Source organism: Paraplanobispora takensis (genome assembly GCF_016863195.1).
Classification (GTDB): Bacteria; Actinomycetota; Actinomycetes; order Streptosporangiales; family Streptosporangiaceae; genus Planobispora; species Planobispora takensis.
Genome location: NZ_BOOK01000005.1, coordinates 275,141 through 298,731, shown reverse-complemented (window position 1 = coordinate 298,731; position 23,591 = coordinate 275,141). Strand labels below are relative to the sequence as shown.

General features: G+C 72.2%; 17 protein-coding genes. 10 read left to right on the top strand and 7 right to left on the bottom strand.

Annotated elements, in window-relative coordinates:
- Nucleotides 1–1,521, bottom strand: a complete 1,521-nt coding sequence (locus Pta02_RS05615) for a dolichyl-phosphate-mannose--protein mannosyltransferase (RefSeq protein WP_203873623.1) — start codon at nucleotides 1,519–1,521, stop codon at nucleotides 1–3.
- Between the two features lie 274 nt (nucleotides 1,522–1,795).
- Between Pta02_RS05615 and rsmI the strand changes: the two genes are divergently transcribed.
- Together rsmI and Pta02_RS05605 are read left to right on the top strand one after the other, a co-directional pair.
- On the top strand, nucleotides 1,796–2,644 hold the full coding sequence (rsmI, locus tag Pta02_RS05610; RefSeq protein ID WP_239129645.1) for a 16S rRNA (cytidine(1402)-2'-O)-methyltransferase: 849 nt from the start codon (nucleotides 1,796–1,798) through the stop codon (nucleotides 2,642–2,644).
- A 21-nt stretch (nucleotides 2,645–2,665) separates the two neighbouring features.
- Nucleotides 2,666–4,228, top strand: coding sequence for a dolichyl-phosphate-mannose--protein mannosyltransferase (locus Pta02_RS05605; RefSeq protein ID WP_203873562.1), 1,563 nt, complete (start codon nucleotides 2,666–2,668; stop codon nucleotides 4,226–4,228).
- Here Pta02_RS05605 and Pta02_RS05600 read toward each other — a convergent pair.
- On the bottom strand, nucleotides 4,176–5,732 hold the full coding sequence (locus Pta02_RS05600) for a hypothetical protein (RefSeq protein ID WP_203873561.1): 1,557 nt from the start codon (nucleotides 5,730–5,732) through the stop codon (nucleotides 4,176–4,178). The two genes, Pta02_RS05605 and Pta02_RS05600, sit on opposite strands and share 53 nt — an antisense overlap.
- A 102-nt stretch (nucleotides 5,733–5,834) precedes the next feature.
- On the opposite strand from Pta02_RS05600, the gene Pta02_RS05595 reads away from it, so the two are divergent.
- The 3 genes from Pta02_RS05595 (at nucleotide 5,835) to Pta02_RS05585 (ending at nucleotide 10,072) form a co-directional block, all read left to right on the top strand.
- Nucleotides 5,835–7,136, top strand: coding sequence for a glycosyltransferase (locus Pta02_RS05595; RefSeq protein WP_203873560.1), 1,302 nt, complete (start codon nucleotides 5,835–5,837; stop codon nucleotides 7,134–7,136).
- 65 nt (nucleotides 7,137–7,201) lie between these two features.
- On the top strand, nucleotides 7,202–8,995 hold the full coding sequence (gene metG, locus Pta02_RS05590; protein ID WP_203873559.1) for a methionine--tRNA ligase: 1,794 nt from the start codon (nucleotides 7,202–7,204) through the stop codon (nucleotides 8,993–8,995).
- Between the two features lie 231 nt (nucleotides 8,996–9,226).
- Nucleotides 9,227–10,072 carry a TatD family hydrolase gene (locus tag Pta02_RS05585; protein ID WP_203873622.1) on the top strand — a complete coding sequence of 282 codons (846 nt, stop codon included), beginning with the start codon at nucleotides 9,227–9,229 and terminating at the stop codon, nucleotides 10,070–10,072.
- A gap of 167 nt (nucleotides 10,073–10,239) precedes the next feature.
- Here Pta02_RS05585 and Pta02_RS05580 read toward each other — a convergent pair whose 3' ends face one another.
- Both Pta02_RS05580 and Pta02_RS05575 read right to left on the bottom strand, forming a co-directional pair.
- Nucleotides 10,240–11,637, bottom strand: a complete 1,398-nt coding sequence (locus Pta02_RS05580) for an FG-GAP repeat protein (protein ID WP_203873558.1) — start codon at nucleotides 11,635–11,637, stop codon at nucleotides 10,240–10,242.
- Nucleotides 11,634–13,493, bottom strand: coding sequence for a serine/threonine-protein kinase (locus Pta02_RS05575; RefSeq protein ID WP_203873557.1), 1,860 nt, complete (start codon nucleotides 13,491–13,493; stop codon nucleotides 11,634–11,636). Before Pta02_RS05575 ends, Pta02_RS05580 begins: the two co-directional genes overlap by 4 nt.
- Nucleotides 13,494–13,671: 178 nt before the next feature.
- Here Pta02_RS05575 and rsmA point away from each other — a divergent pair, with 178 nt between their 5' ends.
- The 3 genes from rsmA (at nucleotide 13,672) to Pta02_RS05560 (ending at nucleotide 17,506) form a co-directional block, all read left to right on the top strand.
- Complete coding sequence (gene rsmA, locus Pta02_RS05570; RefSeq protein ID WP_203873556.1) at nucleotides 13,672–14,517, top strand: 16S rRNA (adenine(1518)-N(6)/adenine(1519)-N(6))-dimethyltransferase RsmA; 846 nt, start codon at nucleotides 13,672–13,674, stop codon at nucleotides 14,515–14,517.
- Between the two features lie 107 nt (nucleotides 14,518–14,624).
- Nucleotides 14,625–15,527: a 4-(cytidine 5'-diphospho)-2-C-methyl-D-erythritol kinase gene (locus Pta02_RS05565; RefSeq protein WP_203873621.1), complete on the top strand. Its 903-nt coding sequence runs from the start codon at nucleotides 14,625–14,627 to the stop codon at nucleotides 15,525–15,527.
- 167 nt (nucleotides 15,528–15,694) lie between these two features.
- On the top strand, nucleotides 15,695–17,506 hold the full coding sequence (locus Pta02_RS05560; RefSeq protein ID WP_203873555.1) for an ABC-F family ATP-binding cassette domain-containing protein: 1,812 nt from the start codon (nucleotides 15,695–15,697) through the stop codon (nucleotides 17,504–17,506).
- A 130-nt stretch (nucleotides 17,507–17,636) separates the two neighbouring features.
- On the opposite strand, the gene Pta02_RS05555 is transcribed toward Pta02_RS05560, so the two are convergent.
- Nucleotides 17,637–18,167: a MarR family winged helix-turn-helix transcriptional regulator gene (locus Pta02_RS05555; protein ID WP_203873554.1), complete on the bottom strand. Its 531-nt coding sequence runs from the start codon at nucleotides 18,165–18,167 to the stop codon at nucleotides 17,637–17,639.
- A gap of 57 nt (nucleotides 18,168–18,224) precedes the next feature.
- Between Pta02_RS05555 and Pta02_RS05550 the strand changes: the two genes are divergently transcribed.
- Nucleotides 18,225–19,019 (top strand): trans-aconitate 2-methyltransferase, encoded by a 795-nt coding sequence (locus tag Pta02_RS05550; RefSeq protein WP_239129644.1) that lies wholly within the window; start codon nucleotides 18,225–18,227, stop codon nucleotides 19,017–19,019.
- A gap of 51 nt (nucleotides 19,020–19,070) precedes the next feature.
- A complete protein-coding gene (locus tag Pta02_RS05545) occupies nucleotides 19,071–20,543 on the top strand; it encodes a CYTH and CHAD domain-containing protein (RefSeq protein WP_239129696.1) in 1,473 nt (490 codons plus the stop codon).
- 79 nt (nucleotides 20,544–20,622) lie between these two features.
- On the opposite strand, the gene Pta02_RS05540 is transcribed toward Pta02_RS05545, so the two are convergent.
- Together Pta02_RS05540 and Pta02_RS05535 are read right to left on the bottom strand one after the other, a co-directional pair.
- A complete protein-coding gene (locus tag Pta02_RS05540; protein WP_203873552.1) occupies nucleotides 20,623–21,501 on the bottom strand; it encodes an NUDIX hydrolase in 879 nt (292 codons plus the stop codon).
- On the bottom strand, nucleotides 21,494–23,557 hold the full coding sequence (locus Pta02_RS05535) for an RNA degradosome polyphosphate kinase (protein ID WP_203873551.1): 2,064 nt from the start codon (nucleotides 23,555–23,557) through the stop codon (nucleotides 21,494–21,496). The genes Pta02_RS05540 and Pta02_RS05535 overlap by 8 nt, the downstream gene beginning before the upstream one ends.
- Nucleotides 23,558–23,591: the final 34 nt, after the last annotated feature.

Here is a 23,591-nt window from a genome sequence, read left to right as displayed (position 1 = left end):
TCAGATCCAGCCCTTCTTGAGAAGCATCCGCGCGTACCAGTCGCCGTAGGGGATGGCCTCCGCGGTGAGCACCGGGTACAGCCACCAGAAGTTGGCCAGCGCGAGCAGCGTGAACGCGCCGGTGATCCCCGCGCCGATCATGCGCCTGCGCGGCGGGGCGCCCGCCGGGCCGATGATGAGCCCGGCCGCGAGCACGATGGCCAGGATCATGAACGGGAGCATCGGCAGCGCGTAGAACAGGAACATCGTCCGGTTGTCGGCGATCGACCAGTAGAACCAGGGCAGCCAGCCCACGGCGTAGGCCAGCAGCACGGCCCCGGCCCGCCAGTCGCGGGTGGCCACGTACCAGGCGATCATCGCGATGAGCGCGGCCAGCGCGCCGTACCAGATGACCGGGGTGCCGACCCCGAGGACCGCCTCGGAGCAGCCGTTGGCGTCGCCGCAGCCGGGCTTGACCGACTCGTAGTGGAAGGCCACCGGGCGCAGCAGCAGCGGCCACTCCCACGGCCTGGACTGGTAGGCGTGCGGGGTGGCCAGGTCGGTGTGGAAGCTGAGGACCTGGAAGTGGTAGGCCAGCCAGGAGCGGACCGAGTCGAAGACGAAGAAGAACGGCCCCTGCGAGGTGGCCTGCTCCCAGTTGCGGCCCCAGCCGCCGGCCGAGGCGAACCAGCCCGTCCAGGAGGCGATGTAGGTGACCGCGGGGATCAGGCCCATCGCCAGCAGCGCGGTGGGGGCGTCCTTGTTCAGGGCGCCGCCGTAGGGGTTGCGCAGGCCGACGGCGCGGCGGGCCCCGGCGTCCCAGATCAGCGACATGATCGCGAAGGCGATCAGGAAGAAGACGCCCGACCACTTGACCGCGCAGGCGGCGCCGAGCATGATCCCGGCGGCGATCCGCCAGGGCCGCATGCCCAGCCACGGGCCCTGGCCGCTCAGCGGCGAGGAGACGTACCAGTCGGCCAGGCGGGCGCGCGCCCGGTCGCGGTCGACCACCAGGCAGGCGAACCCGGCGAGCACGAAGAACATCAGGAAGATGTCCAGCAGGCCGGTGCGCGAGAGCACCAGGTGCAGCCCGTCCAGGGCCAGCAGCAGGCCGGCCAGGCAGCCCAGCAGGGTGGAGCGGGTCATCCGGCGGGCCACCCGGGCCAGGATGAGGATCGACAGGGTGCCGATCACCGCCGCCGCGAAGCGCCAGCCGAAGGGGGTCATCCCGAACAGCTGCTCGCCGGCGGCGATCATCCACTTGCCCAGCGGCGGGTGGACGACGTACGAGGCGCACTTGTCGATCTCGGCGGGCGCGCACTGCTGCCAGATGTTCAGGTTGCCCTGCATCAGGAGCTTGTCGGCGTCCTTGACGGCGTTGTGCTCGGCCCAGAACTTCAGCAGCGCGAAAGCGTCCTTGGCGTAGTACGTCTCGTCGAACATGACCGCGTCGGGGCGGCCGAGGTTGACGAAGCGCAGGAACGCGCCGAACGCGGTGACCAGCAACGGGCCGATCCAGCCCCACAGGATGCCGCCCGGCATGGGCGGCACCAGCCGGTCGTGCACGGAGTCCTCGGGCCCGCGCTCGGCGGGCTGCGGCTCCGGCTGGTCGAACGCCTGGTCAGGGAAATCGGTCACGGCCACCCGGACATCGTACGGGCCCACCGGGGCACGCCACCCGGGAAACACCGCGTAGGTACCTAATTGGGGCGCCGCTTCCACGGGGGCATCGGGAGGACACACGGGGACGCCGGGAGACCTCTTCCCCCGGGGGGACGCGGAACGGCGGGCGGCCGGGATGAGAGAGGATGGAAGCGTGAAGGACAGCGGTGACGGCGGCGGCAGGCTGATACTGGCGGGGGCCCCGATCGGGCAGGCGGGCGACGCCTCGCCGCGGCTGCGCGAGGCGCTGGAGAAGGCCGACGTGGTGGCCGCCGAGGACACCCGCCGCCTGCGCCGCCTGGCCTCCGAGCTGGGCGCCGAGATCGGCGGGCGGATCGTCTCCTACTACGACGCCAACGAGACCGGCCGGGCCGCCGAGCTGCTGGAGGTGCTCCTGGCCGGCTACACCGTCCTGGTCATCACCGACGCGGGCATGCCCGGCGTCTCCGACCCCGGCTACCGCCTGACCAGCCTGGCCGTCGAGGCCGGGGTGAGGGTCACCTCGCTGCCCGGCCCGTCCGCGGTCACCACCGCCCTGGCGGTCTCCGGCCTGCCCAGCGACCGGTTCTGCTTCGAGGGCTTCCCGCCGCGCAAGCCCGGCGAGCGGGCGCGCAGGCTGGCCGCCCTGGCCGCCGAGGAGCGCACGATGGTCTTCTTCGAGGCGCCGCACCGCCTGGCGACGGCCCTGTCGGCGATGGCCGAGGCCTTCGGCGACGACCGGCCCGCGGTGGTGTGCAGGGAGCTCACCAAGACCTACGAGGAGGTACGGCGCGGCGGCCTGCGGGAGCTGGCCGACTGGGCCGCCGAGGGGGTCAAGGGCGAGATCACCGTCGTGGTCGCCGGGCACGTGGAGCAGGAGACGGAGCCGGTCATCGAGGACCTGGTCGCCGAGGTGGAGCGGCGCACGGAGGCGGGCGTGCCGCGCAAGCAGGCGATCGTGGACGTGGCCAAGGCCGCGGGAATTCCCAAACGCGATCTTTATGACGCTGTCCATCGAGCCTGATCCGTCACCATAATTTCCTGAATGGGATCGATGCGGGAGCGGCTTCTGCCCGCCATGCCGGGAAACGCGCTGTGGGGCTGGCTCGGCCCGCTGCTGGTCGCCGGATTCGGCGCGATCCTGCGTCTGCCCGGTCTCGGCCGCCCGCACGCGGTCATGTTCGACGAGACGTACTACGCCAAGGACGCCTACGCGCTGCTCACCTTCGGCGTCGAGCGCAAGGCCTTCGGCGACGTCGAGAACCCGGTCGCCGACCGGATGCTCATCGCCGGCGACACCCGCATCTGGGAGGCCTGCTCGCCGCCGACGGCCGACCCCTGCCCGCTGTACGTCGCCCACCCGCCGCTGGGCAAGTGGATGATCGCCGCCGGCGAGCAGCTGTTCGGGATGACCCCCTTCGGCTGGCGCTTCGCCTCGCTGGTGGCCGGAACCCTGTCGATCCTCATCCTGGCCCGGGTGGCCCGCCGGATGACCCGCTCCACCCTGCTGGGCTGCCTGGCGGGGACGCTGCTGGCGGTGGACGGGCTGCACTTCGTGCTCTCGCGCACCGCGCTGCTGGACATCTTCCTGATGTTCTGGGTCCTGGCCGGGTTCGCCTGCCTGGTGGCCGACCGTGACCGCATGCGGGCCGCGCTGGTGGACTGGTACGACTCCTCGCCGCTGAGCGAGCGGGGCCCGTGGCTGGGCATGCGGCCCTGGCGGATCGCCGCGGGGGCGTGCCTGGGCGCCGCCTGCGCGGTCAAGTGGTCGGGGATCTTCTTCCTGGCCGCCTTCGCGGTCATGTCCCTGGTCTGGGACGCCGGGGCGCGCCGGGCGATCGGCCTGCGCAGCCCGTACCGCGGGGCGCTGGACAAGGACGCCCCCACCGCGCTGCTGGCGATGGGCCTGGTCCCCGCGGTCACCTACATCGCCTCCTGGGCGGGCTGGTTCGCCTCCCCGCTGGGCTGGGGGAGGGGCTGGGAGCAGGCCACCTCGCAGGGCCCGGTCTACTTCGTCTTCGACTCGGTCAGGTCCTGGCTGTCCTACCACTTCCAGGTTCTCAGCTTCCACACGGGCCTGAACGGCTCCCACGCCTACCAGTCCGAGCCGTGGGAGTGGCCGCTGCTGCTGCGCCCGGTGGCCTTCCACTGGGAGGGCTCCGCGCCGGGCTGCGCCGCCGGCCGGTGCGCCCGCGAGGTGCTCGGGGTCGGCACCCCGGTCATCTGGTACGGCGCGCTGGCCGCGCTCGTCGCGACGGTCGTGTGGTACGTGGCCACCCGCGACTGGCGGGCCGGGGCCGTGCTGCTGGCCTACGCGGCGGGCTGGGTGCCCTGGCTCTACTACGCCGTGGCCGACGACCGGACGATGTATCTGTTCTACATGCTGCCGGCGGTCCCGTTCATGATCCTGGCGATCGTGTTCGCGGCCGGGCTCGTCATCGGCGGGGCGGGTGTCCCGGCCAACCGCAGGGCGCTGGGGGCCGCGCTGGTGGGCACGTTCGCGCTGCTGGCGCTGGCCAACTTCTGGTGGCTGCACCCGGTGCTGTCGGCCGAGCTCATGCCGTACCAGGAGTGGTCGAGGCGGATGCTGCTGGCGAGGTGGATCTGACCCGGGCCGCCCGGCGCGGGAGGGCGACCCCGCGGCGCAGCGTGATCGCCGCGGCCAGGCAGGCCAGCGGCACCGCGGGCAGCACGTAGCGGTAGTCGAACTCGGCGGTCGCCGCCGGGGCCAGCAGGAGGCCGAAGGCGGCCAGCCACGGGAGCAGGACCGGCCCGCCCAGTTTGCGCCAGCGCGCGACCACCCCGGCCAGGCCGATCAGCAGCAGGACGCCCAGCACGATGCCGGGCAGCCGCACGACCCGCTGGTAGCCCTGCATGAAGGAGGCCCACGGGTCGTGCACGGCCGTGCCGATCACCCGGGGCTTGCCGTCGATCTCCACGGTCCGCAGGCTCGGGTCGTAGGTCTGGGCGTCCCGGTCGGTGGTGCCGCCCTTGGGCGAGGACCAGGCGGGCAGGATCTTGTCGGTGGCCGGGTTCTCGTACTGCAGGTAGGTCTTGGCGTCGGGGAACCTCGGCCGGCCCCAGTGGAAGGCGCGCAGGAAGTCGGTGGCCACCAGCCCCAGATAGTCGCCCGGCTGGGACAGGATGGCCCGCTTGGCGAAGTCGCCGGCGGTCCGGTTCAGCTCGGGGGTGAAGGTGGATCCCACCCCGAAGGCGTGGAAGCGCTGGCCGTTGTTGGCCCACCACAGGTACTTCTGCCCGGAGAAGTGCCGCTGGTCCACCGGCTCGCTGATGCACAGCAGCGCCAGCTCCAGCTCCTTGCGCTTGTCGACCTTCATCTTGTTGCAGTCGGCGAACAGGGAGGTGCGCATGTAGAGGATCGCGCCGTCGCTGTTGGTCATCGCGAAGGGCCCGTGCGCCGAGGAGAACCAGGCCATGTAACCGGCCACCGGGATCGCGCACGCGGTCACCATGGCCGCGATCGGCTTCCATCCGGCGCGCTTGACCAGCAGGTAGACCACGACCAGGGCGAGGATCGGCAACCCGATCGACCGGGTGAGCGCGGTGAGCGCGAGCAGCAGCCCGATCACCGCGCCCAGCTTCCACGACACCGTGCGATGCCACAGGACCAGCGTGATCACGCCCACGACCAGCAGCGTGAACATGGTGTCGGACATGATCATGTGTTCGAGCTGGATCTGGTAGGCGTCGAACAGCGCCGGCGCCGCGGCCAGCGCCGCCGCCCAGCCCGGCAGCCCGAACTTCCCGCGCAGCAGCGCGTAGATCAGCACGCCGACGGCCAGCCCCATCAGGTGCTGGGTGAAGGCGACGACGGCGAAGCTGTGCAGGGGGCGCAGGATCAGCAGCCAGAAGGAGTAGCCGTTCGGGCGCAGGGCGCTGGGCCGCTCGGGGTGGATCGCCCCCGAGACGTACTCGTAGGAGTCGTTGAACCACAGGGCGGGGCCGTACCCGAGCATGGTGATCACACGGAGCAGGAACGCCGCCGCGAGAACGACGGCGAACACCCGATGACGCTGCAGGAACGCCAGCAGCCGGGCTTTCCTGCCGGCGGGGGGCGTGTCCAGGCGTGGTCGATCCGCGACGGTCACCATGTATTACAGAATGCCAGTCGTTTGGCGGTCACGACGCGGGCACCTGGTGATAGAGGGCATGATGGTGGGATTGCCCCGTGCCGTGATCGAAGGGTTCGAGACGTGGAACTGACCGTGGTCATGCCCTGCCTCAACGAGGCGGAGACCGTGGAGACCTGCGTGCGCAAGGCCCTGGCCTGCATGCGCGAACATGGAATCGACGGAGAGGTGCTGATCGCCGACAACGGCAGCACCGACGGATCGCAGCAGCTCGCCCGCGACGCCGGGGCCAGGGTCGTGCACGTCGACGCCAAGGGGTACGGCAACGCCCTCATGGGCGGCATCCGCGCCGCCCGCGGCAAGTACGTCATCATGGGCGACGCCGACGACTCCTACGACTTCACCGCGCTGCTGCCGTTCGTGGAGCAGCTGCGCGACGGCGCCGACCTGGTGATGGGCAACCGCTTCAAGGGCGGCATCGCGCCGGGCGCGATGCCCCCGCTCCACCGCTATCTCGGCAACCCGGTGCTGTCCTTCATCGGCCGGCTGTTCTTCCCCAGCGCCATCGGCGACTTCCACTGCGGCCTGCGGGGCTTCCGGCGCGACTCGATCCTGAAGCTGGGGCTCCAGACCGGCGGCATGGAGTTCGCCAGCGAGATGGTGGTGCGCTCGACGCTGTCCGGGCTGGACGTGCGCGAGGTGCCCACCACGCTGTCGCCCGACGGGCGCAGCCGGCCCCCGCACCTGCGCTCCTGGCGCGACGGCTGGCGCCACCTGCGCTTCCTGCTGCTGTACAGCCCCCGCTGGCTGTTCTTCATCCCCGGCCTGGTCCTGATGACCCTCGGCCTGGTCGCGGGCACCGCCCTGACCTTCGGCCCGGTCTACATCGGCAAGCTCGCCTTCGACGTCGACACGCTGGTCGGCGCCTCCGCCATGGTGGTGATCGGCTTCCAGGCGGTGCTGTTCGCCCTGTTCACGAAGGTGTACGCCGCCGAGGAGGGCTTCCTGCCCGAGGACCGGCGGGTGCGCAAGCTCGTCGACATCGTCTCCTTGGAGAAGGGCCTGGTCGTCGGCGGCCTGCTGGCCCTGGCCGGTCTGGGCGGCCTGGTGGCCTCGCTGGTGCACTGGCAGACGCGCAGCTTCGGCCCGCTGATCCCCTCGGAGTCGCTGCGCCTCGTCGTGCCCTCGGCGACCGCCCTCGTCATGAGCTTCCAGACCATCTTCGCGGCGCTGTTCATCAGCATCCTGGGCATCCGCCGCACCCGGGAGACGCCGATCGACGTGGCGGCCTCCGCCGCGGAGGAGGCGGCCGAGGCCGTCAACCTGGAGAACGAGGTGGTGGCGGCCCTGGAGAGCGAGGTCGCGGCCATGGAGGACGGGAGCGGCCGGGAGAGCGACGGCAGCCGCAAGAGCAGCACCGCCTGAGCGGAGTCCGGGTGTCTCGCGGGTAGGCACAAGATTCACAGGCGACAGGCCCTAGGCTTAGGGGCATGTCCCAGCACATCCTGACCGCGGTCGCATGGCCCTACGCCAACGGCCCCCGCCACATCGGGCACGTCTCCGGATTCGGCGTGCCGTCCGACGTCTTCAGCCGTTACCAGCGGATGGCGGGCAACAAGGTCCTGATGGTCTCCGGGACCGACGAGCACGGCACGCCCATCCAGGTGCAGGCCGACAAGGAGGGCCTGGGCGTCCGCGAGGTCGCCGACCGCTACAACCGGGTGATCGCCGAGGATCTGACGGCCCTGGGCCTGTCCTACGACCTGTTCACCCGGACGACGACGGACAACCACTACGCCGTCGTCCAGGAGGTCTTCAAGGGGCTCTACGACAACGGCTACATCTTCCCCAAGACCACGATGGGCGCGATCTCGCCGTCCACCGGCCGGACCCTGCCCGACCGCTACATCGAGGGCACCTGCCCGATCTGCGGCTACGACGGCGCCCGCGGCGACCAGTGCGACAACTGCGGCAACCAGCTCGACCCGATCGAGCTGGTCAACCCGGTCAGCCGGATCAACGGCGAGAAGCCGGTCTTCGTGGAGACCGAGCACTTCATGCTCGACCTGCCGGCCTTCTCCGAGGTGCTGGGCTCGTGGCTGCAGTCCAAGCAGGGCCAGTGGCGGCCGAACGTGCTGAAGTTCGCCCTCAACCTGCTCGGCGACATGCAGCCCCGGGCGATCACCCGCGACCTCGACTGGGGCGTGCCGATCCCGCTGGAGGGCTGGAGCGACCAGGCCAACAAGCGGCTGTACGTCTGGTTCGACGCGGTCATCGGCTATCTCAGCGCCTCCATCGAGTGGGCCCGGCGCTCCGGCGACCCGGACGCCTGGCGGCAGTGGTGGCAGAACCCCGACGCCCGCGGCTACTACTTCATGGGCAAGGACAACATCGTCTTCCACGCCGAGATCTGGCCCGCCCTGCTGCTCGGCTACAACGGCCAGGGCGCGCGCGACGGCAAGCCCGGCGCGCTGGGCGCGCTGAACCTGCCCTCCGAGGTCGTCTCCAGCGAGTTCCTGACCATGGAGGGGCGCAAGTTCTCCTCCTCCCGCCAGGTCGTCATCTACGTGCGCGACTTCCTGGAGCGCTATGACGCCGACGCCCTGCGCTACTACATCGCGGTCGCCGGCCCCGAGAACCAGGACACCGACTTCACCTGGTCGGAGTTCCTCAACCGCAACAACGGCGAGCTGGTGGCGGCCTGGGGCAACCTGGTCAACCGCTCGATCTCGATGGCCGCCAAGAACTTCGGCGCGATCCCCGAGGCGGGCGACCTGACCGACGCCGACCGGGCGCTGCTCGAACGCTCCCGCGCGGCCTTCGCCCCGGTGGGCGCCGACCTGAACCGCTCCCGGTTCAAGAACGCGATCAACGGCGCCTTCGACGTCGTGCGCGAGGCGAACAAATACCTCGCCGAGCAGGAGCCCTGGAAGCTCAAGGACGACCCCGAGCGGGTCAAGTCCATCCTGCACGTCGCCCTGCAGGTGGTCGACGACGCCAAGACCCTGCTGACGCCGTTCCTGCCCAACTCCTCCAACAAGATCTACGCGATGCTCGGCGGCAACGGGGTCTGGTCCGGCATGCCGGAGCTGCGCGAGGTCGAGGAGGGCGCCGAGGAGACCGGCCGCGCCTACCCGGTCATCACCGGCTCCTACGACGAGGGCGCCGCCCGCTGGGAGTCCGCCCCGATCCGGCCCGGCACCCCGCTGGCCCCGCCGACCCCGCTGTTCCGCAAGCTCGACCCCAAGATCGTCGACGAGGAGCTCGCCCGCCTGGGCGAGTAGCCCGCGGGAGCCGTACGGCCGCCCGGACCATCGCGGTCAGGGCGGTGCGGGTCCTCCCGGCCCGGACAGGTGGGTTCTCCTGGGTCCGGGCGGTGCGGGTCCTCCCGGCCCGGGCGGGCGGATCTTCCGGGTCCGGGCGGTCGCCGTACGGCGGTGCGCTCTCCGGCGGCGGCGACGGGCTCTCAGGACGCCGCCCGACCGGCTGCCGGTAGGTTGGGCCGTGTGACCACGATGCCAGCCGCGCCGGAGCCGTTGACCGGCGAAGTGTTCGACAGCCACTGCCATCTCGACATCATGGTGGGCGACCGCCAGGCCTCCTCCGGCGATCCCGTCGCGCTGGCGGCCCAGGCCGCCGCGGCCAGCGTGGAGCGGATCGTCGAGCAGGCCCGGAGCGTCGGGGTGGCCCGGCTGGTCACGATCGGCTACGACCTGGCCTCCTCGCGGTGGAACGCCGACGTCGCCCGCATCCACCGCGACGTCTACGCCGGGGTGGCGATCCACCCCAACGAGGCGCACGCCGCCATCCCCGAGGTCCTGGCCGAGATCGAGGAGCTGGCGGGCGAGCCGCAGGTCAGGGCGGTGGGCGAGACGGGCCTCGACTACTACCGCGACTGGGCCTCCAAGGACGACCAGCACGCCTCCTTCCGGGCGCACATCGAGATCGCCAAGCGGACCGGCAAGGCGCTGGTGATCCACGACCGGGACGCCCACGACGACGTGCTGCGCGTACTCGCCGGCCAGGGGGCCCCGGACGTCGTGGTCTTCCACAGCTTCTCCGGTGACGCCGAGATGGCCGCCAGGTGCGCCGAGGCCGGTTACTTCATGTCCTTCTCCGGCCCGGTCACCTACAAGAACGCCGGCTACCTGCGCGAGGCGGCCGAGACGGCGCCCAAGGAGCTGATCCTCGTCGAGACCGACGCGCCGTACCTGCCGCCGGTCCCGCACCGGGGCAAGCCGAACGCGCCCTATCTCATCCCGCTGATCGTGCGCTGCCTGGCCGAGGTCAAGGGGATGGACCCCGACGAGCTGGCCTCGGCGATCCGCGCCAACGGGGAGAGCGTCTTCGGCGCCTGGTGACCCGCCCGGTGTCCCGGTGGCGCCCCGCCCCGACCGGCTCCGGAGAACCGGCTCCGGAGAACCGGCTCCGGGGAACCGCGACGGGGCGGGGCGCCCGAGGTGGAACCCTGCCCTCCGCCGACGACGCATCACCGGAGGACAGGGGGTCTTGAGGGGGAGGGCGGGATCTAGCCGACGGCCGCCCCGAAGTCGACCGAGGCCCCGCCGTCGAGGACGGGCAACTGCCCCGCGCCCGGAGCGACCGGGGTGACGGCGCCGTCGTTGCGGCCCAGCAGCGCCGCGCCTCCCGAGCCCTCGCGGTCGGGGGCGCCGACGACCAGCTTGTTCCCGGCGGAGGCCACCGACCAGCCGAAGCGCTCGCCGGCGCTCTCTCCGGTCACCAGCCGGGTCTGGTCGGGATCGCCCACGGTGATCAGGTTTACGGCGCCGGTCCTGCCGGACCCGGCGAAGGGGATCCCCACGGCCAGCCGCAGGCCCCCGCCCTCGCTGAACGCCACGGCGTAGCCGTAGCCGTCGCCGGCGACCCCCTCGCGGTCGCGGTGGAAGGTGGCGGCCGGGGTGATCTCCGCGGTGCTGGAGGCCTGGAAGAGCTGGACCAGGCCGGAGTTCTTCACCGGCCCGCCGTCGCCGAGGGGCGCGCCCACCGCGAGGTAGGAGGTGTCGCCCTCCTCGCCGTAGGCCAGGGAGTAGCCGAACCGGTCACCGGCCTCGGCCTCGGTGATCTCCCGCAGGTCCCACTTCTTGCTGACCTGCTTGCCGGTGTTCTCGGCCACGTCGAACAGGATCCCGATCGCCCCCGAGTCGAGCTTGCCCTCGCCGACCTGCACGCCCAGGCCGTCGTCGTTCTCGTACGGCAGGCCGATCGCGAGGTCGAGCTCGCCGGCGTCCCCGCCCAGCTTGCCGAGCTCCACCGCCCAGCCGAACATGTCGCCGACCTCGGCGTTGCCGGTGACGCCGTCGGTGTTCTGGGAGACGCGCCGCAGGGTGGTCAGCGCGTCGGCGCCGGCCAGGTAGACGGCGCCGGCGTCGGCCACCCCGCCGTCGTTCTCGTGCGGCGCCCCGATGGCGACCAGGGGTCCGCGCGCGGTCACCGACCAGCCGAAGTGGGCGTCGGCCTCGGGCTCGGGGGCGATCAGGCGCACGGGCTCGCGCTGCGACCCCCCGCCGTAGATCGCGTAGACGGCGCCGGCGTCCTCTCGGCCCTGCACGTCGGCGTAGGGGGCGCCGACCAGCAGGTCGGCGCAGCGGTCGTCGTCGAGGTGGGCCAGCTGCACCGACCAGCCGAAGCCGTCGCCCGCGGCGGGCTCGGCGGCGGTCACGACCGTGCCGCCGCCGCTGCGGCCCGACAATACGTGCACGGCCCCGGAGCTCTCGGCCCGCACGGTGTCCGCGAACGGGTCGCCGACCGCGCTGTCGTCCACCCCGTCGCCGTCGAAGTCGCTGCCCTCGGCCGAGGTGCAGGCGGCGGAGGACGGGGCGGAGGCGTGCGCGGAAGCGGGGAAGGGCGGGGCCGAGGCGGTCAGCGGGAGCGCGGCGGCGAGCAGGAGGGAGAGCAGGGATCTCATGACAGCCTCACCTCGATCTTCTCGCCGCCCTCGATCACCTGGCCGGTCAGTTTGGCCGGTTTGCGGACCGGGGGCAGGTCGTAGACGAGCACGCCGTCCACTCTCTCGCCGGGGACCAGGGCGCTGGGCAGGCCCTCGGTGACCGGCTTGGGGGTGTGGGACTGTCCCCGGTCGTCGACCAGGACGAGAGGGTCGCGGCCGAGCGCGACCAGCTTCCCGCCGGTGTTGAGCAGGGTCCAGCGGACCACGCAGAACTGGCCCTGCGACGGCCTGGCGCCCTGGTAGGAGACCAGGCCGCAGGCCGGGGAGCGGGGGATCAGCAACTGCGGGTCCTCGATGGGGGAGCCGAGCGCGACCGGGCGGCCGACGTCGGTGAGGCCGGTCGGGGTGGGCGGCGGGGGCTCCCGGCGCCCGCGCTCTTGGCCGATGTTGAGCAGCACGACCGCGGTCACCGCCAGCGCGAGCACCGCGGCGATCCCGGCGATGATCCAGTTCCGCCGGCTCTCCCGGGCGGGCGGGCCGGGCGGGATCGTGGCGGGGATGCCGGGCAGGATGTCGGGGGGGATCTCCGGTGCCGGGGCCCGGCCCCGGAGATCGGACGAGCGCACCGAGCCCGGTGAGGTGTCGGAGACGGACAGGGCCCGCGGACCGGAGGAGGCCCCCCGCGGGGGCGGGGAGTCGTGCTCCTGCGGGGCGCCCGGACCGGCCGGGGCGGTGAAGGCGCCGGAGCCGGGCACGGGGGTCGCCGGGGCGGGGGAGAGCCCGGGCGGGGGAGTGGGCGTGGTCTGGGCGCCCTCGGGGCCGGAGGGGGTGGGGCCGGTCGTCCAGGGGTACGGGGGCGGCGGGACGGTGTCGGGGCCCAGGGCGCCGAGGGTTCCGAGCGTCCGGGTGGAGTCGGGCTCCACGTTGGGCGGGGGCTGCCACGACTCGTTGAGCACGTCGGTGGCGATCAGCGTCGGCGGGTCGGCGGGCCGCTGCGCCGACGGGGCCGCGATCCCGCCGCCGACGAGGGCGATCAGCAGGTCCTGGGCGGTGGGGCGCTGATAGGGGTCCATCGCGGTGGCCCGGCGGGCCAGGTCGTTCAGCGGCGCGGGCAGCGCGCCCAGGTCGGGCGGGCTGTTGAGCAGCCGGGTGGCCATGGTGATCATGTCGCCCCGGCCGTAGGGGTGGCGGCCGTTGCCGGCGTAGGCGACCAGGCAGCCCCAGGCGAACACGTCGGCGGCCGGGGTGATCTCCTGGCCGCGCACCTGCTCGGGGGCCCACCAGCCGGGGCTGCCGAGCACCTCGCCCGACTTGGTGAAGCCGGAGGTGGAGTCCAGCGCCCGGGCGATGCCGAAGTCGATCACCCGCGGCCCGGACATGGACAGGATCACGTTGGCGGGCTTGAGGTCCCGGTGGACCAGCCCGGCCACGTGGATCGCGGCCAGCGCGGCGGCGACCCCGAGGGCCACGCCGTGCAGCGGCCCGGGTTCGAGCGCGCCGTGCTGGGAGATCTGGCGGGACAGGGGGGTGCCCGCGATGTACTCGGTCACCATGTAGGGACGGCCGCTGCCGTCGTTGCCGTTGTCGAGCACCTGGGCCGTGCAGAAGGAGGCCACGCGGCGGGCGTTGTCGACCTCCGCGTGGAAGCGCGCCGCGAAGCCCTCTTCGACGGCGAACTCCGCCTTGACCACCTTGACCGCCACCGGCCGCCCCGTCGGCGCCAGGGCGAGGTAAACGGTGCCCATGCCGCCCTCACCGAGGCGGCCCAGCAGGCGATACGGCCCGATCTGCTCGGGATCGCCGGCGCGCAGTCCCCCGACACCGGGCTGGTTCACGTCCTGTCCACCGGGGAACTCCCCTTCCTCTCCGGTCATCCCCCGTGGGGTAACGGTATCCATAACGGAACCTCCCGTGTCCATGATGCGTCGTCACATGGCGTTCGATGCGCGAAACTTGTTGGATGGCTTGGGGGGAGAAGATGGTCGAGGAGTGTGGCCGGGGGTTCTGGGACCGGTCGGGGACGGGTTTCGCGCCGGTGGACGAGGAACAAGCATGAGCCTTCTGGGGCCGGTAGAAATACGTAATTTGGCGGATAAGCTCGACATTCGTCCGACGAAGAAGCTCGGCCAGAACTTCGTGATCGACGGCGGTACGGTCCGCCGGATCGTCCGGGTGGCCGAGCTCCGCCCCGACGACGTGGTCATCGAGGTCGGGCCCGGTCTGGGCTCGCTGACCCTGGCGCTGCTGCCCGAGGTCCGGGCGGTGGTCGCGGTGGAGATCGATCCGGTCCTCGCCGCCCAGCTCCCGCTGACGGTCGCCGAGCGCGCCCCCGAGCTGGCCGACCGGCTCACCGTGGTGCCCGCCGACGCCATGCGCGTCCGGCCGGAGGAACTGCCCGAGGACAAGCCGACCGCGCTGGTGGCCAACCTGCCCTACAACGTCTCGGTGCCGGTGGTGCTGCACCTGCTGGAGACCCTGCCCTCGCTCCGGAACATCCTGGTCATGGTCCAGGCCGAGGTCGCCGACCGGCTGGCCGCCGCACCGGGCTCGAAGATCTACGGCGTCCCCTCGGTCAAGGCGGCCTGGTACGCCGACGTGCGCCGGGCCGGTCCGGTGGGCCGTACGGTCTTCTGGCCGGTGCCCAACGTCGACTCCGGGCTGGTCGCGATGACCCGTCGCGAGCCCCCGTCCACCCGGGCCACCCGGCAGGAGGTCTTCGCCGTCGTGGACGCCGCCTTCGCCCAGCGCCGCAAGACGCTGCGCGCCGCCCTGGCCTCCTGGGCCGGTACGGCCGCCGCCGCCGAGCAGGCCCTGCGCGCGGCCGGGGTCGACCCGTCGGCGCGGGGCGAGCAGCTCACGGTCCAGGATTTCGCCCGGATCGCAGAGAACCGCGCATAGCGGGATTCGCCGCACATGGCGGGATTCGCTGTGGGGTTGGCGTGGGCGCGAGGGCGATCCCGTTACGATCGGACACCGTGACTAGCGAGCGTGCCGTGGGGGGACGCATGAACTCCGTGACCGTGCGCGTTCCGGCCAAGGTCAACCTGCAACTGGCGGTCGGCCCGCTCCGGGACGACGGCTACCACGACCTGGTGAACGTCTTCCACGCCGTCTCCGTCTTCGACGAGGTCACGGCCGTCGCGGAGACCGGGATGAGCGTCCGGGTCGAGGGCGAGTCCGCCGACCAGGTGCCGGAGGACGGCGACAACCTCGCCATCCGGGCCGCCGTCGCGCTGGCCCGGCACGCGGGCCGCTCCTACGGTGTGAGCCTGGCCATCCGCAAGGCGATCCCGGTGGCCGGCGGCATGGCCGGCGGCAGCGCCGACGCCGCGGCGGCCCTGGTGGCCTGCAACGAGCTGTGGGGCCTGGGCCTGCCGACCGAGGACCTCATGGAGATCGCCGCCGACCTCGGCAGCGACGTGCCGTTCGCGCTGCTGGGCGGCACCGCCGTGGGCACCGGCCGGGGCGAGCGGCTGACCCCGGTGGAGGTCGGCGGAACGTTCCACTGGGTGTTCGCCCTCGCCGACGGCGGCCTGTCCACCGCCACCGTCTACGGCGAGTGCGACCGCGTCCGCGAGGCGGACGGGCAGGGGGTCCCCCTGCCCCGCACCAGCGAGGCGCTGCTGGCCGCGCTGCGCGCGGGCGACGCCAGAGCGCTGGGCGCCGAGCTGAGCAACGACCTGCAGCCGGCGGCGCTGTCGCTGCGCGAGTCCCTGGGCCGCACCCTCCAGGCCGGCCGCGCCTGCGGCGCCCTGGGCGGCCTGGTCTCCGGCTCCGGCCCGACCTGCGCCTTCCTGGCCGAGTCCGAGGCGCACGCCACCGAGCTGGCCGCCTCGCTGAAGGAGGCGGGGGTCGCCCGGGACGTCCTGACCGCCTACGGCCCGGTCCCGGGTCCCACGGTGGTGTGAGCCCGGTCCGGCCCGTCGCGCACTCCGCTTCCGGGCTCCGCTCCCGGGCTCCGGTTCCGGGCTGCGGTTCCGGGCTGCGGTTCCGGGCTGCGGTTCCGGGCTGCGGTTCCGGGCTGCACAGCGGCGCGGGGCGGGAGCCGTACGGCACCGGATACCCTTGTCGGACGATGAATCTGGTCAACCTTGAGTCGGTCTCCCACTCCTACGGCCCCAAGCCACTGCTGAAGGACGTCTCCCTCGGCATCGAGGCGGGCGACCGGATCGGCGTGGTGGGCCGCAACGGCGGCGGCAAGACGACGCTGATCTCGATGATCGCCGGGAATCTCAGGCCCGACTCCGGGCGGGTCACGCACAACCGGGGCCTGCACGTCGGCGTGCTGTCCCAGGGCGACGACCTGGACCCGGCGCGCTCGGTCGGCGACATCGTCCTGGAGGGCAGGGCCGAGCACGAGTGGGCCGGTGACGCCGGCGTCCGCGAGATCCTCGCCAACCTGCTCGGCGACGTCGACCTGTCGGCCCCGGCCGGGAGCCTGTCGGGCGGTGAGCGCCGCCGTACGGCGCTGGCCAGGCTGCTCATCGGCGAGCACGACCTGATCATCCTCGACGAGCCGACCAACCACCTCGACATCGAGGCCATCGACTGGCTGGCCCGGCACCTGTCGGCGCGCAAGAGCGCGCTGCTGGTCGTCACCCACGACCGGTGGTTCCTGGACGCGGTCTCCACCCGCACCTGGGAGGTCGTCGACGGCGCGGTCGAGCGCTACGAGGGCGGTTACGCCGCCTACGTGCTGGCCAAGGCCGAGCGCGCCCGGATCGCCGCGGCCTCCGAGGCCCGCCGCCAGAACCTGATGCGCAAGGAGATCGCCTGGCTGCGGCGCGGCCCGCCCGCCCGCACCTCCAAGCCGAAGTTCCGCATCGATGCGGCCCAGGCCCTGATCGCCGACGAGCCGCCGGCCCGCGAGAGCGTCGAGCTGGTGAAGTTCGCCACCGCCCGGCTGGGCCGTACGGTCTACGACCTGGAGGAGGTGACCCTGCACGCCGGGGGTCCCGGCCGGGGCCCGCAGGTCCTGGACGGCTGCACCTGGCAGTTCGGGCCCGGCGACCGCATCGGCCTGATCGGCGTGAACGGCTCGGGCAAGTCCTCGGTGCTGCGCCTGCTGGCCGGCACGGTGCAGCCCGACTCCGGCAAGGTCGTGCGGGGCAAGACGGTCCGGCTGGCGCACCTGTCGCAGGAGCTGGCCGAGCTCGACCCCGCGCGCCGGGTCCTGGAGACGGTGGAGGAGATCCGCAAGTTCATCCAGGTCGGCAAGAGGGAGTGGACCGCCTCCCAGCTGCTGGAGCGCCTCGGCTTCAAGGGGGAGGCGCAGTGGAAGGTCGTCGGCGACCTGTCGGGCGGCGAGCGCCGCCGCCTGCAGCTGCTCCGGCTGCTCATGGACGACCCGAACGTGCTGCTGCTGGACGAGCCGACCAACGACCTCGACATCGAGACGCTGAACGAGCTGGAGGACCTGCTCGACGGCTGGCCCGGCACGCTGATCCTGGTCAGCCACGACCGCTACTTCCTGGAGCGGGTGGCCGACCGGTGCGTGGCCCTGCTGGGCGACGGCAGGTTGTCGATGCTCCCCGGCGGCGTGGACGAATACCTCCAGCGGCGTGCCGCCGGCGGCGCCCTGTCCGCCCGCGCGGCCTCGGGACCGGCCTCCTCCGGGACGGCCGTCGCCTCCGCCGCGGCCGCCCCCGCGGCGGAGCCGGGCCTGTCGGCCAAGGAGGAGCGCGAGCTGCGCAAGGAGCTGTCCCGCCTGGAACGCCAGCTCGACAAGCTGAGCGGCCGGGAGGCCAAGCTGCACGACGCCATGGCCGAGGCCGCCGCCGACTACGGCCGCCTGGCCGAGCTGGACGCCGACCTCAAGGCCGTGCAGGCGGAGAAGGAGTCCGTCGAGGGCGAGTGGCTGGAGGTCGCCGACCGTCTCGGCGAGTGACCGGCCCGCCGTACGGCCCGGTTGCCCGGCGGGCACCGGGAGCACCCCCGAGGCGGCGCTCCGGCGGGGCGCCCGGCCGGAAACGATCTCTCCCGGATGTGTTTAGGACGTGGTCAGCGGGCAGAGGGGGTCAATGCGCTCCGTTGTCGGTCGCGTCAAAGGGGATGAGTAGCGTGCGCAGCAGGCTCGCCAGGGTCTGCTGTTCATGCTGTCCGAGGCCGGCCAGCAGTTCGCGCTCGCGGCGCAGCAGGTCGGAGAAGGCGCCGTCCACCCTCTTGCGCCCGGCCTCGGTCAGCGAGACCAGCACGCCGCGCCGGTCCTCGGGATCCGGGCGGCGCCGCACGAGACCGGCCGCGGCCAGGCGGTCGATCCGGTTGGTCATCGTCCCGGAGGTCACCAGGGTCGCGCGCAGCAGCGCCCCCGGGCTCAGCTCGTACGGCGAGCCGGCCCGGCGCAGGGCGGTGAGCACGTCGAACTCCCAGTTCTCCAGGTCGTGCTCGGCGAAGGCGGCCCGGCGGGCGCGGTCGAGATGGCGGGCGAGCCTGGAGACGCGGCTGAGCACCTGGAGCGGCTCGACGTCGAGATCCAGGCGTTCCTGTCGCCACGCCGCGACCAGACGATCGACTTCGTCCTCGGTCCGCTCGGGGTGCTGCGGGGTCATGACACGCAGTCTATCTTTCTTGACATCGAGATATCTCGCCGGATATCAATTATCTTGATGTCAAGAGATATGTGGGACCCTGCGACCTACGGCCGTTACGCCGACGAGAGGTCGCGCCCGTTCTTCGATCTCGTCGGCAGAATAGCCGCCGAGAACCCCTCCCGCGTCGTCGACGCGGGATGCGGCACCGGTGAGCTGACCGCGGAGCTGGCCAGGCGATGGCCGCAGGCCGAGGTGCACGGCTTCGACTCCTCACCCGCCATGATCGAGAAAGCGCCGGCGGGGGACCGGCTGACCTTCTCCGTCGGCGACGTCGGCGCCTGGCGCCCCGAGCGCCCGGTGGACGTCCTGGTGAGCAACGCCGTCCTGCAGTGGGTGCCCGACCACCGCGACCTGCTGCCGCGCTGGGTCGAGGCGCTCGCCCCGGGCGGGTGGCTCGCCTTCCAGGTGCCGGGCAACTTCGACGCCCCCAGCCACGTGCTGCTGCGCGACCTGTGCCGGACGAAGTGGCTCGACTGGCTCGGCGACCTGGTCCGGCACGAGCCGGTGGGCACCCCCGTGGAGTACCTGGAGCGGCTGGCCGCGCTCGGCTGCCGGGTGGACGCCTGGGAGACCGTCTACACGCACGTCCTTCAGGGGGACGACCCCGTGCTCGGCTGGGTCAGCGGCACCGCCCTGCGGCCCATGCTCGATCGCCTGCCGCCGCCGGAGCGCGAGGAGTTCCTCGGCGACTACGCCCTCCTGCTCAGGGACGCCTATCCGCGCAGGAAGCACGGCACGGTCTTCCCATTTCGACGAATCTTCGTCGTGGCGCACAAACCCAGCCCTGGACGGGTAGGGGAGGATCACTGAATACTGCGATAACGCGGTGGGCACCTGGTCAAATGGGGTGGGCTTGTGGCGATGGAGATCGAGGACAAGTTCGACGTCCCTGAGGACTACGAGATTCCGGGCATGGAGGGCCTGCCGGGCTGCGAGGAGGTCGTCGGCCCGCGGTCCCATCAGCTCGTCGCGATCTACTTCGACACCTCCGACCTGCGGCTCGCCGCCCGGGGCATCACCCTGCGCCGGCGCAGGGGCGGCATGGACCCCGGCTGGCATCTCAAGCTGCCCAAGGCCAAGGGGGTCCGGCAGGAGATCACCCACCCGCTGACCCGGAGCATCAGGATCGTCCCGCCCGAGCTGGCCGGCCTCGTCCTGGCCTACACCCGGGGCGCCCCCCTGGTGCCGGTGGCCGAGCTCGACACGCGCCGCTCGGTGACCCAGCTGCGCAACGGCGCGGGCGTGCGGCTGGCGGAGATCGCCGACGACCGGGTCAAGGGCACCGTGCTCGGCGACGAGCCGCACGTGGAACGCTGGCGCGAGGTCGAGGCCGAGCTGGTCGAAGGCGACGAGAAGTTCCTGGAGAAGGTCGGCAAGCGGCTGTGCAAGGCCGGGGCGAGCCCCGCCGGCTCGGCCAGCAAGCTGGCCCGCCTCCTGGGCTCCGCCCGGGAGATCCCCCGCCCGAAGATCGCGCGGACCGGCAAGGGCAGCGCGGGAGAGGTCGTCCTGGGCTATCTCACCTCCCAGATCGCCGCCCTGCTCTCCCAGGACCCCCGGGTACGGCGGGCCGAGGAGGACGCCGTGCACCAGATGCGCGTCGCCTGCCGCCGGCTGCGCAGCGCGCTCAAGTCCTTCCGGACGATCGTCGAGAACACCGAGAACCTTCAGGACGAGCTCAAGTGGCTGGGGACGGTCCTCGGCGACGCGCGCGACCTGGAGGTCATCAGGGAGCGGTTCGCCCACGCCCTCGACGATCTGGACGGCGAGCTGATCAGGGGCCCGATCCGGGCCAGGCTGGGCTCCGACCTGCTCGACGAGGAGCAGGAGGCCTACGAGCGGATCCGGGAGGCGCTGGGCGGCGAACGCTACTTCGCCCTGCTCGACGCCCTCGACGACCTGGCCGCCGCCCCTCCGCTCACCAAGGCCGCCGCCAAGCCCGCCGGGACGCTCGGGGCCGTCGCGGCCAAGAGCTGGCGCCGGGTCACCCGGGCCTACGACGCCGCCCGGGTGGTCGAGGACGCCGGCGAGCGCGAGACCGCCATGCACGAGGTGCGCAAGGCCGCCAAGCGGGCCCGCTACACGGCCGAGGCGCTCGGCATGACCAAGCTGGCCAAGCGGGCCGAGGCCGTACAGGAGGTGCTCGGCCTCCACCAGGACGGCGTGGTGGCTCAGGAGCGGCTGGGCGCCGAGGCCGAGCGGGCCAGGAACGCCGGGGAGGACACCTTCACCTACGGCGTCCTGACGGGCCTTGAACGGGCCGGGGCCGAGCGGGCCTTCGAGGACTTCCCCAGGGTGTGGAAGAAGACGACGAAGTCGGTGGCCAAGCTCCTGTGAGGCCGCGCCTGGCCGGGGCCGCGCTCCCGCGCGTCCCCGGGCGGCGGCGTCCGGGTGGCGTCCGGGCGGTGTGGCGCTCTCAGGTGGTGTAGCGGTCCACGCCGACGATCCGGCCGTCCGCGCGGTGCAGCACCATGAACGCGCCCTTGCGCAGGTGCACGTCCCCCGGCCGGCCGATGAGCCCGGTGATCAGCTCGGGCAGCACCTTGCCGTGGCTGCACAGCACCGCCGCCCGGTCCGAGGTCAGCACCTTGGAGACCATCCGGAGCGAGGCCCGCGAGTCGTAGCCGGTCTCCGACAGCAGGGGATCGCGGCGGATCTCCAGGCCGGTCCGCTCGGCGTACGGCTCCAGGGTCTGCACGCACCGGCTGCTCGGCGAGCTGACCAGCTCGGCCGGGCGGTAGCCGTACAGCGTGTCCGCCAGCACCTCGGCCTGCAGCTCGCCGACATGGTCCAGCGGGCGCAGGTCGTCGTCGCCCTCCCACTCCTGGCGCGAGCCGGCCACCCCGTGCCGGACCAGGATGAGCGGCACGGTGGTCAGCGGGACCGCGGTGAGCGCGCGGATCAGCCCGGCGTCCCACTCGAAGGTCAGCCGCCTGCGCGCCTCCTCCAGCGGCAGCCAGACGACCTTGTCCACCTCGTCGAGCGCGGTGTGCGACTCCTCGGCGACCGCCCGGGCCACCCAGTAGTCGACCCGCTTGAGCCGCCTGCCCTTCATGTAGTGGATCGGCGGCAGCGACCGGCCCAGGACCGCGGTGACCCCGGTCTCCTCGGCCACCTCGCGCAGCGCGCCGCTGATCACGTGCTCGCCCGGCTTCAGCTTGCCCTTGGGGAAGGTCCAGTCGTCGTACTTGGGCCGGTGGACGAGGGCGAGCTCGGGAGAACTCTCCTCGCCGCGCCACACCACCGCCCCGGCCGCACGGATCATGTCCGTGGGATGGACGTCCAGCTCAGTCATCGATCGTCCTCCACCGGCGGGTGCCGATCAGGTGGCTCTGCAGGTCCTCACCGCCGTGCCGGGTCCAGGTCCCGTCCGAGTTCAGCCACCATGTGGTCGTGCTCTCCGCCATCGCACGGTCGAGCAGCTCACTGAGATATACCCGCTGCTGCTGGCTGACGACCTTAACCAGAGCCTCCACCCGGCGGTCCAGGTTGCGGCGCATCAGATCGGCGCTGCCGATCCAGATCTCCGGCCGGCGGCCGTGGCCGAACTCGTAGATCCGCGAGTGCTCCAGGAACCGGCCCAGCACGCTCCTGACCCTGATGTTGTCCGACAGCCCCGGGATGCCCGGCCGCAGCGTGCACACCCCGCGCACCCACAGGTCCACCGGCACGCCCGCCTGCGAGGCCCGGTAGAGCGCGTCGATGACCGGCTGGTCCACCAGGGAGTTGGTCTTGATGCGGATCCTGGCGGGGCGGCCCGCCTCCTGGTGGGAGATCTCCCGCTCGATCCTGGCCAGCAGCCCGCCCCGCAGCGAGTGGGGGGCGACCAGCAGCCGCCGGTAGGCCGAGTGGTTGGAGTAGCCGGTCAGGTGGATGAACAGGTCCGTGACGTCCTCGCCGACCAGCGGGTCGGCGGTCAGCAGCCCCAGGTCCTCGTACAGCCTGGCCGTCTTGGGGTTGTAGTTCCCCGTGCCGATGTGGCAGTAGGTGCGCAGCTCGCCCGAGGACTCCTGGCGGACCACCAGGGCCAGCTTGCAGTGCGTCTTGAGCCCGAGCACGCCGTAGACCACGTGACAGCCGGCCCGCTCCAGCTTGCGCGCCCAGCTGATGTTGGCGTGCTCGTCGAAACGCGCCTTGATCTCCACCACGACGACGACCTGCTTGCCCGCCTCGGCCGCGTCGATCAGGGCGTCCACGATGGGGGAGTCGCCGCTGGTCCGGTACAGCGTCTGCTTGATGGCCAGCACGCTGGGATCGGCGGCGGCCTGCTCGATGAAGCGCTGAACGCTCGTGGAGAACGAGTCGTAGGGGTGGTGCAGGAGCACGTCGCGCTCCCGCAGCACGGCGAAGATGTCGTCCTCGACGTGGACGACCTCCGCCGGCACGAAGGGGCGGAAGCTCAGCTCCCCCCGGTCCAGGTCGGCGATCGCGTGCAGCCCCGTCAGGTCCAGGGGTCCGGGCAGCCGGTAGATCTCGTGCTCGGCCACCCCGAGCTCCTCCACCAGCAGGTCGAGCACCTCGGAGGTGATGGTGTCCTCCACCTCCAGCCGGACCGGCGGGCCGAAGCGCCGCTTGAGCAGCTCCTTCTCCAGCGCCTGCATGAGGTTCTCGGTGACGTCCTCGTCGACGTCCAGGTCCTCGTTGCGGGTGACGCGGAAGACGTGGTGCTCGACGATCTCCATGCCCTTGAACAGCTGCCCGAGGTGGGCCGCGATCACGTCCTCCAAGGGGACGAACCGGTCCTTGGAGGCGGTGACGAAGCGGGGGAGCCGGCTGGGGACCTTCACCCGGGCGAACACCGTGTGACCGGTCGAGGGGTTGCGCACCGTCACGGCCAGGTTGAGGGACAGGCCGGAGATGTAGGGGAAGGGGTGGGCGGGGTCGACGGCCAGGGGCGTCAGCACCGGCCGGATCCGCTCGCGGAACAGCTTGCGCATCTCCGTGCGCTCCTCGCGGCCCAGGTCGTCCCACCGGACGATCGCGATGCCCTCGGAGGCGAGCTGGGGGCACACCCGCTCGTGGAAGCAGGCGGCGTGCCGCTGCGCCAGCTCGTCGGCGATCGCGGCGATCCTGGCCAGCTCCTCGCGCGGCTTCATGCCGTTCTTGGTGCGCAGCAGCAGGCCGGTGGCCATGCGGCGTTTCAGCCCCGCCACCCGGACCCGGAAGAACTCGTCCAGGTTGCTGGCGAAGATCGCCAGGAACCTGACCCGTTCGAGCAGCGGCAGAGCCGGGTCTTCCGCCATCTCCAGGACGCGTTGGTTGAACTGGAGCCAGCTCTCCTCGCGGTTGAGGAAGCGTTCCTGGGGAAGAGGCGGCCCTTCGGGGGCGGAGTGCGCGGGTTCGGCGGACATATGACCACAATGCCCGCTTTCGTTGAACGGAACG